Source organism: Aedoeadaptatus coli (assembly GCF_900343085.1).
GTDB classification, from domain to species: Bacteria; Bacillota; Clostridia; order Tissierellales; family Peptoniphilaceae; genus Aedoeadaptatus; species Aedoeadaptatus coli.
Window position 1 is genome coordinate 100,728 of sequence record NZ_OPYI01000007.1, and the last position, 13,381, is coordinate 114,108.

At 47.8% G+C, this 13,381-nt stretch carries 15 protein-coding genes; all 15 read right to left on the reverse strand.

Translation table 11 applies throughout. The features are described 5' to 3' along the window. A complete protein-coding gene (locus DG046_RS05130) occupies positions 1–702 on the reverse strand; it encodes a metallophosphoesterase (protein WP_108831481.1) in 702 nt (233 codons plus the stop codon). Beyond that, the gene (locus DG046_RS05135; RefSeq protein ID WP_108831482.1) at positions 699–2,465 is read right to left on the reverse strand and encodes an ATP-binding protein; all 1,767 of its coding nucleotides are present in this window, start codon (positions 2,463–2,465) and stop codon (positions 699–701) included. The genes DG046_RS05130 and DG046_RS05135 overlap by 4 nt, the downstream gene beginning before the upstream one ends. Then, entirely contained in the window at positions 2,455–3,507 is a 1,053-nt protein-coding gene (locus DG046_RS05140) for a metallophosphoesterase family protein (RefSeq protein ID WP_108831483.1), read from the reverse strand. Before DG046_RS05140 ends, DG046_RS05135 begins: the two co-directional genes overlap by 11 nt. Then, positions 3,507–4,055 carry an isochorismatase family protein gene (locus DG046_RS05145; protein ID WP_108831484.1) on the reverse strand — a complete coding sequence of 183 codons (549 nt, stop codon included), beginning with the start codon at positions 4,053–4,055 and terminating at the stop codon, positions 3,507–3,509. Before DG046_RS05145 ends, DG046_RS05140 begins: the two co-directional genes overlap by 1 nt. Position 4,056: 1 nt before the next feature. Further along, entirely contained in the window at positions 4,057–4,962 is a 906-nt protein-coding gene (locus tag DG046_RS05150; RefSeq protein ID WP_108831485.1) for a PfkB family carbohydrate kinase, read from the reverse strand. Next, positions 4,959–6,638, reverse strand: a complete 1,680-nt coding sequence (locus DG046_RS05155; RefSeq protein WP_108831486.1) for a phospho-sugar mutase — start codon at positions 6,636–6,638, stop codon at positions 4,959–4,961. The genes DG046_RS05150 and DG046_RS05155 overlap by 4 nt, the downstream gene beginning before the upstream one ends. 1 nt (position 6,639) lies before the next feature. After that, positions 6,640–7,113 (reverse strand): Cys-tRNA(Pro) deacylase, encoded by a 474-nt coding sequence (gene ybaK, locus DG046_RS05160; RefSeq protein WP_108831487.1) that lies wholly within the window; start codon positions 7,111–7,113, stop codon positions 6,640–6,642. 193 nt (positions 7,114–7,306) lie between these two features. After that, entirely contained in the window at positions 7,307–8,332 is a 1,026-nt protein-coding gene (locus DG046_RS05165) for a DUF2871 family protein (RefSeq protein ID WP_108831488.1), read from the reverse strand. Then, positions 8,319–8,876 (reverse strand): TetR/AcrR family transcriptional regulator, encoded by a 558-nt coding sequence (locus DG046_RS05170; protein WP_108831489.1) that lies wholly within the window; start codon positions 8,874–8,876, stop codon positions 8,319–8,321. The genes DG046_RS05165 and DG046_RS05170 overlap by 14 nt, the downstream gene beginning before the upstream one ends. A gap of 131 nt (positions 8,877–9,007) precedes the next feature. Further along, positions 9,008–9,898 carry a hypothetical protein gene (locus DG046_RS05175; RefSeq protein ID WP_108831490.1) on the reverse strand — a complete coding sequence of 297 codons (891 nt, stop codon included), beginning with the start codon at positions 9,896–9,898 and terminating at the stop codon, positions 9,008–9,010. Between the two features lie 364 nt (positions 9,899–10,262). Continuing rightward, the gene (locus DG046_RS05180) at positions 10,263–10,925 is read right to left on the reverse strand and encodes a recombinase family protein (RefSeq protein WP_108831491.1); all 663 of its coding nucleotides are present in this window, start codon (positions 10,923–10,925) and stop codon (positions 10,263–10,265) included. Positions 10,926–11,476: 551 nt separating this feature from the next. Beyond that, on the reverse strand, positions 11,477–11,761 hold the full coding sequence (locus DG046_RS05185; protein WP_108831492.1) for a virulence associated protein VapD: 285 nt from the start codon (positions 11,759–11,761) through the stop codon (positions 11,477–11,479). Beyond that, complete coding sequence (locus DG046_RS05190; protein WP_108831493.1) at positions 11,762–11,938, reverse strand: antitoxin HicB; 177 nt, start codon at positions 11,936–11,938, stop codon at positions 11,762–11,764. A 1-nt stretch (position 11,939) separates the two neighbouring features. Next, positions 11,940–12,326, reverse strand: coding sequence for a hypothetical protein (locus DG046_RS05195; protein ID WP_108831494.1), 387 nt, complete (start codon positions 12,324–12,326; stop codon positions 11,940–11,942). Beyond that, positions 12,319–12,522 carry a hypothetical protein gene (locus tag DG046_RS05200; RefSeq protein ID WP_108831495.1) on the reverse strand — a complete coding sequence of 68 codons (204 nt, stop codon included), beginning with the start codon at positions 12,520–12,522 and terminating at the stop codon, positions 12,319–12,321. Before DG046_RS05200 ends, DG046_RS05195 begins: the two co-directional genes overlap by 8 nt. Positions 12,523–13,381: the final 859 nt, after the last annotated feature.

The window sequence follows — 13,381 nt, forward strand, 5'->3', positions numbered from 1 at the left end:
TTACACCTCGATCTTTCGCGGCTCGAAATCGATGTAATCCGACGAGACGCAGTAGTAGCGGACGCCGTTGATTTCTCCTTCAACGATAAATTTGTGGCCGAAGCTATGCAGATGGCCGTAGATGCAGATGTTGATGCCCGCGGCGCTCAAAAGATCGGCGAAGTCGTTGGGTTCGCCCTTTGCGTTAAAGGGCGGGTAGTGCAAAAGGGCGATTCGCTTGTCGATCGCCAAATCTTTCGCCTTCTTCTCCATATCGTCGATACTGAGCTGCAGGCGATTCAACTCCCGCTTATAGATTTTCTCGTCCTGCTCGTCGAATCCCGTGGCGTCGATGTCGGTCCAGCCGCGGCTGCCGCAAAAGGCCACGTTTCCGTCTACGGCGCCGGTGTTGTGTAAAAACTCCACGGTCTTTAAATCCAAGCCATTTAATTTGTTCATGGAAGACCACCAGTAATCGTGATTGCCCTTAATTAGGAATTTTTTTCCGGGCAGAGCGTCGATGCGTCGAAGGTCCGCTTCCCCCTCTTCCAGTTTCAGGGCCCATGAAATGTCGCCGACGACCAAGACCCGATCGTCTTCGGCGACGGAATTTTCCCAGGAGGAGAAAATTTTCTCCTCGTGATTTTCCCATTTCTTTCCGAATACATCCATGGGCTTTTCTTTTTTATGATCCAAATGCAGATCGCCAATCGCCCAGATCAATCGGTACTCCTTTCTCTTTTCGGCGTGGTAAATTCAATCACCTGCCGGTTCAGTTTTTGTAATACATCTTTCAGTCGCCCTTTTCTCTCTTCGTCCAAGTAGACGAAGCCGTCGTCGAAGACCATGGGGATGGAAGGATCCATCTTTTCCACGGCAGCCAGCCGCAGGGAAAGAACCAAGAGATCCGCCGTGGATCTGCTCAGTTGTGTTTCTTTCAGCCAGCGGCCGTCTGATTTTTGAAGGACGAATCCGTCGCCTGAGAGGGCGATTTTTTTGTAGCGCCCGTTGGAAAGATCCTCCATGTAGCGGGACCCGTCCTCTAAAACGGCCCGATTGAAATCGTCTCTTCCCGCGTCGTCCAGCTCCCTGAGGATGCTTTCGCAGGCTTCAACAAGCGCCAGCTTTTTACTCAGCGCTTCGCCGCGGGCGCGCTCGTCTTCGTAGGCCTTTGTCGTCTGTTGCATTTTTCTCTCAAGGGCATCTTTTTCTTCCCGGCGCGCATCGGCTTGGCCCACTTGCCGCTGCAACGCTTCTATTCTTTCGTCGATGCCTGTTTCGAGAGGCGCCTTCTCCAGTTCCCGCGCGCGCCGTTTCATGGCCTCGACGAGATTTTCCATGGTAATATCCTCTTCCACCAAGGCGTCAAACCAATTGAAGCGGGCATTCTTCTTTTCGAGGAGTTGATCCCGTTCGTAAAAGGCCCGATGGTAGCGCTGAATGTTTTTTAAGGTCAGCCGCCGCAAGATAAAGAAGATCAGGGCGACCACAAATGCCACTCCCCCTGCAAGAGCAGACAGGGAAGCCAAATCCGCGCGGTCCCTCGTCATGAAAAAAACAGCGAAGGCCGCTGCCAAAAAGGCCGCGATGCCGGCGAGCTTGTAGTAAACGCCTCTTGAAAGGCCCTTGCCCCGCTTTCTTTCGTAGCGCTCGATCTTCGCCTCGTTTTCATCCAAGGCCCGGTCCCAGGCTTCCACTTCTTCCGTGGCGACGGCCAGCTGGGGCAGGAGCACGGCTTTGTCCCGCGCCTGCTTTTGCCGCCCTTTCAAGACGCGAAGTTCTTCGAGAAGGGCCTCGCGCTCCGTCTCGTCCTCATTTAAATGCCTGGACTTCGCCCGGTAATCGGCCAAAGTCGCCTCCATTCCCTTGAGTCGCTCCCGATTGTCTCCAATGGGGGATTTCTTCGCCCGTTCCGTGCCCAGGGCTTTTTTCTCCTTTGCCAAATAGTCGAAGGCTCCTTCTACATCCAAGGCAGTGCTGTTTGAGCGCAGAAAATTTTTCATTTCTTGAATGCGCTTAAAAATTGCCTCCGATCCCGCGGACTGCAAATCGTCCATAGCAAAGAAGCGCAGGAAATCTCCTTGGGAAAGCTGCCAAAACAGCGCCCCGGGCTGAGCGATGCCGGAGAAGATGTAGAGGGCTTCCGAATCCGCGAGGAGCCGATTGGCCGCCACGTCGTAAATTTTCAGCGATTCCTTTTCCTTGATGAAGTTGCGCTCGATGACGTAGTGCTTGCCCCCTACCTCAAGTTCCATGGCGGCGGAAAAATCCCGCCCATCCAAGGGAAAGTAATCCTCGTAAGCCGAAGTGTAAAGTTTGCGCGTGGGGCTGTCTTTGGAAAAGCCGTATAAAATCGCCTGAATGCAGGCCGCCGTCGTGGTTTTTCCCGATTCATTGGGGCCGGGAAGGCATTGATAGCCCTCTTTAAAAGAAACCGTCGTGTCGTGAAAGCAGCCGAAGTCCCGCATATAGAGTTTATGAATCATAGTCTTCCCCCAAAAGGGCGCGTAAACCTAAGTCACACAAGGCCAGTCGCGTCTCTTCGTCGCCGTCATAGGTCTTCGCCCGCGCCAAAAAGGCGCCGAGAAGATCGCCTTCGTGTTCCCTTTCCATGCGCTCGATAATCTTCGGCAGATCCCTTTCCCAGTGAAGTTCGTAGAGAAGGCCCTTCTCGTCGAAAAGCCTCCGAAGCTCCCTCTCCAATATGCCGCTGTACGCGCCGGCGAGGTAAAAGCTGTAAATGAAATCCCCGGATCGCACCAGTGCCTTGGCATCGGCCACGATGGCTTCGTCATCCGATGCGTCCCTTCGCAGGTAATTTTTCTGCTTCAGGCTGCGCTCCGCCACGGGCACGTAGCGCGTGGTGAGTACCTCGTCGAGCTCGCCTAATACCACGCCCAAATTGCCTCGGTCCGTATGGTCCAAAGGCTCCGGCGTGCCGCACATCTGCAACTTGTTCTCGTACATGGTCGGCTTATGCACATGGCCCAAGGCCACGTAGTCGAAGGCGTGGAGGAGATTCGCGTCTACGGGAAAATACCCGTCGCCGCCGCTCCAGTTGCCGTGATGGAGAAGGACACGGTGAAGGCCCTCGTCGCCGGCCTCGCCGTCAAACTGCAGGATTTTATTGTAGCTCGCCCGGGTCCAACTGGTGCCGTAAAAGACCACGCCCCGCGAGGAATCTTCGTAGCGGTCCATGGTTTCGTTGGAAAACAATCGCACATTTTCCGGCAAACGGGCCGCCACATCGTCGTAGAGCTTGTAATCGTGATTGCCCAATAGAAACAAGGTGGTGAAAGGCGCGTGATCCAAGCAGGCCAAGACGTAATCCACCTCGGCGGCAGTCACCTTGTCCTGTTCAAAGATGTCGCCGACGAGAAAAAGATAGTCCACCTGCTCCTGAATCCCCAGCTTTAAAATGCGCTCAAAGGTGCGAAAGCGATCCTTCCTGCCGATGGCGCGATCTTCTTCTCGTTCGTAGGGAAAACTTCGTCCTAAATGCAGATCCGCAGTGTGCAGAAAGCGCATTACTTGATTAATTTTTGTACCGCTTTAAATTCGTCGGTACCGGAGACGCTGTTCAGATCGAAGAGAATGGTTTCCGTGGAGCGAACGGATGCGCCCATTTGCCGCATTTCTTCGAGGGCATAAAGGGCGTTTTCCTTCACTCTGGATCCCACGGCGTCGTGGGCGACGTAAACGTCGATGCCCTTGGCGATTAAATCGCGCACAGTCATGAGCACGCAAATATGGGTTTCGATGCCGCAAACCACCACTTGTTCCGGTTTCTTTTTCTCGATGTAGGCGGCGATTTCCTCATCCAACATGCAGGAGAAGGCCTTTTTGTCGAAATCTTCGCCACCGGAGACTTTGCCGCGAATGGCGTCGTTGAATTCGCCGAGTCCCCGTTTGTATTGGGTGGTGAAGACGGCGGGAATGTTCATGATTCCGGCCCCTTCGGCCAAGACGCCGGCATATTTCTTCACCTTATCAATATCGTGAATGGCGGAAGCCAGGGAATCCTGAATATCTATAAATAAAAATAATACCTTATCTCGATCCAAGCAATAATTCATTTTAAACCTCCATTTGTTGTACATCTATTTTATTCATGCGTCCTTTTAAATCGGCGAAATCCGCGTCGCCTTCGGTGGACGCCGCCCCGTGGGCCAGCTTCAACACCGTGGGAGCGTCGTATTTTCGCACGATGCCGGCGGCCAGTGCCGCGGCGGCGTAGTGGGCGTCGAAGGCCCCGCCCTTTTCTTCGTTTTTCGCAAAATAATAGCTTCCCCGGGCGCAGAGTATGGAGCCGCGCTCGCTTCCCGTCACGAGAATCAGGGGGATCTCGCCGCCGTAAAGCGCATCCAGGGCCGAGACGATCTCACCTAAAAAGTGAATGGGCTTGTTCAGCTTCGCCGCCAAGACGTCTCGTTCTACGACGAGGCCGAAAGGCTTCGCTTCCTTCACTTCCTCCACATCGTCCTCTTCATTGGCGATGATGATCACGGGCTTCGACAGTCTGCGGGCATAGCGAACCAGGGGCAACTTCATTTCGTCGGCTCCGTCATCATCCGACGATTCGGCGAGAACCACCGCATCCGATGCCGCCGCTTCGTTTAAAAAACGGTCGTAGAAATCCACCATGTCTTCCCGCGTGAGCCGCGGCGCTTTGGTTTCGATGGTGGTCTTTCGATTTTTTTCCTCTAAAATCAGGCGTTCCACGGTTTCGTCGCGAATCGTCTTCGCCACGACGGGGATGCCTTCGGCTTCCATGAGCTTTTTATAGCGCTCCCCGGCGTCGCCGCCGAGAAATGCCATAAGCCGCGCATCTTCGTTAATGCTTCGCGCGAGCCGCGCCATGTGGGCGCCGTATCCGGCCGGTGTGGTCTGCTTTTCTGTCGCGCGGGCGCGCGCACCTTTCGGAAAACTTTCGCCTTTCAAGCGCTGCTCTAAGAGAGGATTGGTGTCGACTAAGAGAATCATTTCAGATCAAATCGACGGAGTACGGCAGACTCGATCCATTCGATTTTTTCCTTCGCTTTTTCTTCGTCTTTGTCATTGGTGTAAATATACAGCTTGATCTTCGGCTCCGTGCCGGAAGGCCGCACAAAGAAGCGGCTGCCGTCGTCCAGATGGTATTCCAGCACATTGCTCGTGCCGATGCCTTCCACGCCTTCGGCGTAGTCCACGACTTTTTCGACCTTCAGACTTTCGATGGATGAAATGGGATTTTTCCGCAAATCCACCATGATGCCCTGAATCAAGGCCTGACCTTCCTGCCCTTCTTTTACGACGGAAAGAAGTTTCTCGCCTTGGTAGCCGTAGGCTTTGAAGATTTCCCCAAGGACCTCCGGCAGGCGCTTATCCACGCTCAGGTAGTAGGCCGCCATTTCCGCCACCATCATGGAAGTGACCACGGCGTCTTTGTCGCGAACGTGATCGCCGTAGACGTAGCCGATGCTTTCTTCGTAGCCGAATAAAAATTCATAGGCGCGTGTATCGTCCCACTCGTTGGCCAGGGCGCAGATGTTTTTAAAGCCCGTCAAGGCGTCGAACATGGCGACGCCGTAGTGTTCACAGATTCTGCGGCCGATGTCCCCGGTGACGATGCTCTTAACCACGGCGCCGTTTGACGGCAAATCGCCTTTCGCTTCCCGTCGGGACAAGATGTATTCCAAGAGAAGGGCCCCGGTCTGATTGCCCGTAAAGGGAATAAATTCCCCGGAGTCGTCCTTTGCCACCAAGGCCACGCGGTCGCAATCCGGATCCGTGGCGATCAAAATATCCGCATCCACTTCTTTTCCCAGAGCCAATGCCTTTTCGAAGGCCTTGAAATCTTCCGGATTAGGGTAACCCACGGATTTAAAGGTGCTGTCCGGCTCCGTTTGCTCCTCGACCAAGTGAATGTTGTCGAAGCCCCGTGCCTTGAACACCCGGCGAACGGGCAAATTCCCCGTGCCGTTTAGGGGCGTGTAGACGATGGAAATATCTTTCTTGATGTCGTCTTCCACGGCTTTTGCCAAGGTGAGGGCGTAGTATTTTTCTTCCAAGGCTTCGTCGATGACGTGGATAAAGCCCTCGTCTTTGTATTCGTCGAAGGATTTTTCCGGCCATACGCTGTAATCGAATTTGGCGATCTCCCGCGAAATTTCATCGGCGATGTCGTCGCGAATTTGGGAGCCTTGCTTCCAATAGACCTTGTAGCCGTTGTATTCCTTCGGGTTGTGGCTGGCCGTCACCACAATGCCCGCCTGCGTCCCAAGCTCCCTTACGGCAAAGGACAGCATGGGCGTGGGGCGAATCCCCGAAAATATATGCACTTGAATGCCGCAGGAGGCCAGCATGGACGCGGCAACTTCCATAAAGCGCTCGCTCCTGTCCCGCACGTCCCAAGCGATGGCGACGCCGCGGTCCATGGCCTTTTGTCCCCGCTTTTCGATGACGCCGGCCAGCCCCCGCGTAGCGCGGGCGATGACCTGTTCGTTCATGCGATTGGTGCCCGGGCCGATCTTCCCCCGAAGGCCCGCCGTTCCGAAGGCCAGTTCTTGGTAAAAACTGTCTTTCATTTCCTCGTCGGTCATTTTCAAAAGCTTTTCCCGGTCGTCGTCACAGAGGGTCTCGAGTTTTCTCCATTGATAAAATCCATCGTGAATCATCATTTCAACCTTCTTTCGTAATATCTGCAAACTCGGCACGCGTTAGCTCGCCTAATTCCTCGGGGTTCACGCGCATTTGCAGGCCCTTTTTCCCGGCGCTTACGTAAATCGCGTCGTACAATATGGCGGTTTCGTGAATGTAGGTGGGAAACAATTTCTTCATCCCCACGGGAGAGCAACCGCCGCGCACATAGCCTGTAAGGGGCAAGAGATCTTTTACGTGAAGCATCTCGATTTTTTTCTCGCCGCACACTTTGGCCGCCTTTTTTAAATCCAATTCCTCGGCCACGGGAATGACGAAGACGAAATGTTCCTTGTCTTTTCCCTCGGTGATTAATGTCTTAAATACAGCCTCAACGGGCAAATGATTTAACTCAGCGATTTTTACGCCGTCTACCTCGGCATCTGCGTCGTATTCAAAGGTTTCGTAAGGGATACCTTCGGCATCCAAATGCCTGAGCGCATTCGTCTTTTTCATAAAAAACACCTCATGAAATTTATACCCGATTTTCACAAATCTACAGTCGCCGCGTTCAATCCGTTCTCTTCGATTCCGAGTTTTATTATAGCATGGAAAAAAGCGGACACGGCGAAGGATTCGTTTTCAGCTGTTTTGCCCAAAGAGAAAATGCCCACAAAAAAATCGACACAATTTCTTGTGCCGATTCGCCTTATGCTTCGATTGCTTTCAGCCCAGATGCGGCCGCCCAAATGAGGGCCACGGTGAGCAAAATGTGTCCCACGCCCGAGACAGCCACCATGCCGATTCGCGCGAAGGCGCCGAAGGTGTAGCTGTCGATGAGTCCGTGAAGAAACATGGAGCTGAATGAAAAGAACATGCCGAAGTTGTAAAGGGTGAGCAGCTTTTTCAGGCGGGCATTTTCAAAGGCCCGGTCCCGAAGAAGCAGATAGGCTAAGGTTAAGAGGACGAACCCTAATACGATTAAGTGGACGTGCAGGAAGGCCATTTTCGTGACCACGGGATAGATCTTGCCGATTTCCCGATAAAAAGCGCCGGCGAAAATTCCGAAGAACAAATAGGCCAGGGCAAATTGCAGCAGATCGTCTCTGTTAAACTCGCCTTTTAAATTGCCGTAGAGCTTCCACACGATAAGGACGTACATCACTGTCTTCGGCATCATTAACATGCCGATGGTGGGCATGGTTTCTTTAAACAAAACCACGGGAACGTAGAAGAGGAAGCTGAAGAATACGTAGAGGTAAAGCTTCCCGAAGTTTGTGTTTCCCCGTTGGTTAAAAAGAAGCACGATATCCACCAGGCCCATGATCACGAAGGGAATGTTTGAGATCAGGTCCATGGTTTGGGATTGGTTGAAGGATAAAATCACCGTTACGACGCGAACGAGAAAAAGCGCCGGCATGGCCAGGTCCAAGGTGCGATTGGACGCCTTCATCTCCCGCCGAATGTAGTAATAAAACAAGAGATAAAATAATGACATGGTCATGGCCGAAACCCGCGTGCCGATAAAAAGGCCCGATGCGTTCACTGCAAACCCGTTGGCTTCCACATTGGCGACGATTCTGGGAATCAGGTGGAAGGCATCTCCTAAGCCCAGCAGCATGGCCATGGCCCCGACGAGACCGGTGTTTTCCTTTCTTAAAAGCAAGAGGCGAATGCCGATAAATATGACGAAAATTAAATACATGCTGTCGAAAAACAGCTCAAATTCTTTCATCCCCGATACCTCCCAACAAATACTGGATGTACTGCGACGACGTTTCTTTAAATTCTTCCTTCGAATAATCTTCCGTCATACTGTCCTTGATCAATTCGTGGAAAACCGCCATCATGTATAAAATTAAATTGGCTTCACTCTTGCCGTAGTGCGCTTTTATAAAAGCCTTTCCGTGGGAAAGGGACGTCTTTTCGAATGCCAAAAACTGTGGCCGATACAAATTTCTTAAATTGTGATCGTAAAGGGCTTCCAGTAAAAAATCCTGATAGGCCCAAAGGGTGGCTTCCGGATCGTGATGGTTCTTTTCAAGCAAATCAAAGAACACATGGTGCACCTGCCCCGTGGCTTCTTTCAGCACGGTGAAATAACAATCGTCCAGATCGTCGAAATACTGGTAAAACGACCCGCGGGCAATGCCCAGCGCCTTTACAATATTCGTTACATTTATGGATTTCACCGGCGTCTCTTCAAAAAATTTCTGCAGCTCTTTCAGCAGTCGCTCTTTTTTCGACGCCTCTAAATTTTCAAATGTCGCTCTCGCCATCATAACCTCCTTAATGACACCTTGTCACTTCTTATAGAATATGCTTTTCCTCTGATTTTGTCAACGATTCTAATGTTTTTCATCAATAAAAAAATGCCTCGATATGCATCGAAGCATTCAATCATGAGGCACTACTCGTCTAAATCCAAATCGTCTACATCCCCCGCATCGTAGCGATCCCAGTAATTGTCGTAATCGTCGTAGACCTCTTCCACGTCGCCGCCTCCGTCGTAGGCCTCGTCGTACAAAAGATCCTGTTCGTAGGTGGACGAATCGCGGGACTCCTTGTGCGTGAAGATGCTTCGGTCGGGCTGTGATTCGCGGCGGCGTTCCTCTTCTTCGATGATCCAATGGACGAGCCACCATTCAAAATATTCCTCTTCCATGATGCGGGCCTCTTCCTCATCCGCTTTTGCATTTAAAAAAGCTGACGTCGTCTCAGAAGGCGCATCCGACCCGTACGCTCCCATGCCTCCCCTTACGAGCGTCTCCAGGATACCGAATTTCACGCCGAAATCCGCGGTGTTCGCCGACTCTTCGGAGGTAAAGAGAGGAGAATCCACCTTTTCAAGAAAAAAATCGGCCATGCTGTTCAATACTTCTTTTAAAAGCTCCAAATTCCACAGGGAACCGTCTTCATTGTGTACGGCGCCCTTATCCATGAGCACTTCTAAATCCAGTATGGCTTGGAATTGGCTTTTTTGAATCAAATAGGGATTGGTTATGATCAGCCGTGCCAAAAAACCGGCGACCTCCGCGCCGGTGTTAGCGGTCATGACGCAGTCGTATACGTCGTAGTAAACTTTGCGCGCCGCTTCGATGACCTCGTCGAGTCCTTCATCGGAAGCATTGAGTCCCAATGACTGAATGATCCGATCCCTGTCCGTAGGAGAGGTTGCCGGCCTTTGAATGGGATCACTGTTTTTATGTACCGAAACCGAAGGACGTTTTAAATTGTAAGAAATCATCACGGCAAAAAAGGCGACGACGAGTAAAACGATAAACAAACCAGATGCGTCCATCCCATCCTCCTCACGATAAAAAAATTACTTGTCGGGAGACCATCTCAATCTCAATCCCTTTATAGCGGTCCCGCAACGGCAACTTTTCCATTTTTACGGCATAGTAATCGGCAGCGCCATCGACGGCTTTCTAAAATCATTTGCAGCAATTTTATTATTCTATGAAAGCAATAAAAAAGCAAGCTTACAAAAGTAAACTTGCTTTGGCGTACCGCAAAGGATTCGAACCAAAGGCACTTAAGATTCAATCTTTGAAGCCTCGTCAATTCTCGCTTGATCGTATAGTCCGTCGCCATTAACTTGTATTTATCTATATCTGAATTCATTTTGAACCTAAACTTAAGATACCATAAGCCTATTCAAATTACAACACTTCTTCCCCGTATTCCTTCATGATCTTATAGAAGGTGTTGCGTTTTAGCCCTACCAGTTCCATAAACCTTGTAGCGGTAATTTCTTTACTCTTCCACTTTGGATAGTTCACTTCTATAATCTCTCTTTGTTGATCTGTTAGCGTTGAATAGTTCATCTTCGGTCTACCCAACTCTACCCCTTTCGCTTTGGCAAGATCGATTCCTTCTCTTTGGCGTTGCCTTATCTTCAATCGTTCTTCTTCGGCAATAGCACCTAATACTTCTATTAGAATGTTGTTCACCATCTCCATGACCCATTGAGAAGATTGTTCGCCCTCTAAGTCTACCAGCGTGGTTGGAATGTTAAGTATCTTTACCCTTATGCCTTGTTCTTTGAAGTGTTCCAGTTCCCTTTTGATTTCTTCCTTGTTACGTCCTAAGCGGTCTAGTTCCTTAACAATAAGCGTATCGCCGGATCTCAACATGGTGTTCCGAAGTGCAGAATAGTTTTCTCGCTTGAAGTCTTTTCCGCTTGCTTTGTCAACAATCATATGACGTTCGTCAATGGAAATTCCCTTTTGATTGCAATAATCATAAATCGCTTTTACTTGCCTATCTGCATTTTGTTCTTTCGTCGATACTCTCGCATAACCGTAAGTGTAACTATCTGCCATAATAGAACCCCCTTTTGATTTGGTGATTCTATTTTAGCCGAAGTGTTTTTAAATGTCTAGTCTTTTTTATAAACATTTGTAAATTGTTTTTGCTATGTTTATAAACACTGTTTCTGTTTGTTTAGCCTTGTTTGTTTTTGTGTACTTTTATAAACAGATATTTCTAAATGGTCATGAATAGGAATCTTCCGTTTGTTCCCTCTCTATGTATCGCCGGTAAAACATTAGCAACAAAAAAAAGATGGAACGACTTTTCATTCTGCTTTTGAATCTATGATTCATGAATCATTCTCTTCGCTCTCAATCATTAGCAACAAGAAAATGATATACGGGGAAGGCTATACATTCTCTGTTCATACGCTTTATGATTTGTCGTAGTATATACTCCCCTACTTTCTTATCTAATTCATACCGTTAGCACCTCAACGAATTAGAAGGGGGGTAGTTAACTAATCTTTAAAAAGTTTTAATGGTTGCTAATATGCCCCCTAACCCCTCCCATAAAATTGGCGAAGAAAAAAGAAGGCTACCCGTTAAGATAGCCCTTTAAGTTATCCTTTTACAATCTCCGTAAAGTCTGACCAGCCTTCAACTTTAAATGCTCGTATATCCCGAACACTTTCCTTGAACCAGTTGATTTTAGATAATCTGTTAATCGCACGGTAAACGTGCGTTAAGTTTTCTCTATTTGAATGGCTAATATAGAGGTTTCCCATCGCCCACTCAAAACCAACCTCTTTCAGTTCTTGTCCTATTTCGTCATAGGCTTTATTGTATAAATCACCATACCATCTTTTTAAAACATCTATTTCTAAATCAAAAACTATGGCATACATTCACTTATCCCCTACAAATTCATCAACCGATTCACGGAACATTTCTTCTAGTTCACTAATCGTTTCACCACCATAGCCAACAATAGAATCAATCCCTTGAATTTCTCCAAAGAACATCTTATCTTCTTCGCTATACTCAATACTACCGATGTAGTCCTTATATTTCATTAACTTCATACTACACCTCTTTTTCGTCTAGCATTTCCACCGATTCAGGCTCTATGCCCATTGCTTCACAAGCTTCAAAATAAGCTTCAACTGCTTCTTTAAAATCCTCGAGCATTTCTTCTTCAGTTTCACCATAAAATACGAACGCACCATCAACAAGCAAGCGTCCACTAAATTTCCCATCAACTTTTCCATCTTTAATGACGCCAACAATTCCTTTGTACATAATTCTTCTCATACTCTTAGCCTCTTCATCTATCTTTCCCTTTGATTTTGTGCCCTTATTCGCTTCTTTTTCCGCCATCATTAAAGCTTTTATGAAATTTAGAACCCTTTCTTTTCCCTCTTTAGGTAGAATCTTATAAAGTTCATTCGCCCTTTCTATTTTTTCATTCATGGTAAAACTCCTTTAAAACGTCTTTAAAATCTCTAAATTCACCATTTTTCGAAATTTCTTCAAGATTGCTTTTTTCCTTCTCTGTTAGCAAGACCCAATCAGGATCATAAGAAATAGAAAGATCGTTTACAAGATTATATACAAGTTCTTTATCTTTATCTGAAAGTAAACTTACTTTCTTTATGAAATCATTCATATGAGCACTCCCAACTTCTTACAAATGTCGCAATACAATACTACTACCTCTTATGCCGATACTTAACTAACTATGCTTCTCTCATTTTAACATCATTGATATATTTAGCACAAATAAAAATGGATACTCTAAGTTAAGCAGTCATAAAAGGTTTATGATTAAGCTAAAAATAAATGCCTTAAGAACATATGTTCTAGTTGTTCACTTCATCTTCAATGCCTATCACTAATAGACTATTCTTCTAAATATTCACTTTCTCTATGTTATATTTTTATCAAGTGTATTCTCTATTTCTTTTTCTGTGTTACTTAACCTATACGCCTACTTCATGCTATTTGTTTGACTTAATCTTTTAAAGTTTAGCACTGAATAATTGTTAATAACTTATCAAGTGAATAGCTTCTCTATATATGGCTAAGAATAACCTCTCTTAATCTGCTATTCTTATAAAACTAATTTCTAAAATAGAAACTTAACCAGTTGAACCATCACAACTTAAGAAGCCCCAAGCCGGAAGAACCCGTCAGGATATAAGAACGAATCCATCATTCTTCTTGTCTTATCAACTCTATGATGAACCTAACTTTATCAAATCAAGACGGCGAATAGGGGCAGATAAGCCCCTATCGCCTTAATTGTGCGCTTTAGCATGAATAAACCACCAGCTATGCTGGTGGTAGGCGTAAAAAGCTTTAGCTTTAAGTAAAAAAAGAACCTCCCATGATAAAATTAGGCTCTATAATATCCGTTGGGGAGTAACCTCCTCAATGGATATTTTTGTGCAAAAAGATAGCACTTGTTTTCCCTATCACCTAAAATTAAATCACCACAAAATAATAAAGGAGGGCAAACAAGTGCA

Coding starts and splice junctions, on each gene's coding strand:
- DG046_RS05135 (WP_108831482.1), bottom strand. CDS start 2,465: ATGATTCATAAACTCTATATGCGGGACTTCGGCTGCTTTCACGACACG.
- DG046_RS05140 (WP_108831483.1), bottom strand. CDS start 3,507: ATGCGCTTTCTGCACACTGCGGATCTGCATTTAGGACGAAGTTTTCCC.
- DG046_RS05145 (WP_108831484.1), bottom strand. CDS start 4,055: ATGAATTATTGCTTGGATCGAGATAAGGTATTATTTTTATTTATAGAT.
- DG046_RS05150 (WP_108831485.1), bottom strand. CDS start 4,962: ATGATTCTCTTAGTCGACACCAATCCTCTCTTAGAGCAGCGCTTGAAA.
- DG046_RS05155 (WP_108831486.1), bottom strand. CDS start 6,638: ATGATGATTCACGATGGATTTTATCAATGGAGAAAACTCGAGACCCTC.
- ybaK (WP_108831487.1), bottom strand. CDS start 7,113: ATGAAAAAGACGAATGCGCTCAGGCATTTGGATGCCGAAGGTATCCCT.
- DG046_RS05165 (WP_108831488.1), bottom strand. CDS start 8,332: ATGAAAGAATTTGAGCTGTTTTTCGACAGCATGTATTTAATTTTCGTC.
- DG046_RS05170 (WP_108831489.1), bottom strand. CDS start 8,876: ATGGCGAGAGCGACATTTGAAAATTTAGAGGCGTCGAAAAAAGAGCGA.
- DG046_RS05175 (WP_108831490.1), bottom strand. CDS start 9,898: ATGGACGCATCTGGTTTGTTTATCGTTTTACTCGTCGTCGCCTTTTTT.
- DG046_RS05180 (WP_108831491.1), bottom strand. CDS start 10,925: ATGGCAGATAGTTACACTTACGGTTATGCGAGAGTATCGACGAAAGAA.
- DG046_RS05185 (WP_108831492.1), bottom strand. CDS start 11,761: ATGTATGCCATAGTTTTTGATTTAGAAATAGATGTTTTAAAAAGATGG.
- DG046_RS05190 (WP_108831493.1), bottom strand. CDS start 11,938: ATGAAGTTAATGAAATATAAGGACTACATCGGTAGTATTGAGTATAGC.
- DG046_RS05195 (WP_108831494.1), bottom strand. CDS start 12,326: ATGAATGAAAAAATAGAAAGGGCGAATGAACTTTATAAGATTCTACCT.
- DG046_RS05200 (WP_108831495.1), bottom strand. CDS start 12,522: ATGAATGATTTCATAAAGAAAGTAAGTTTACTTTCAGATAAAGATAAA.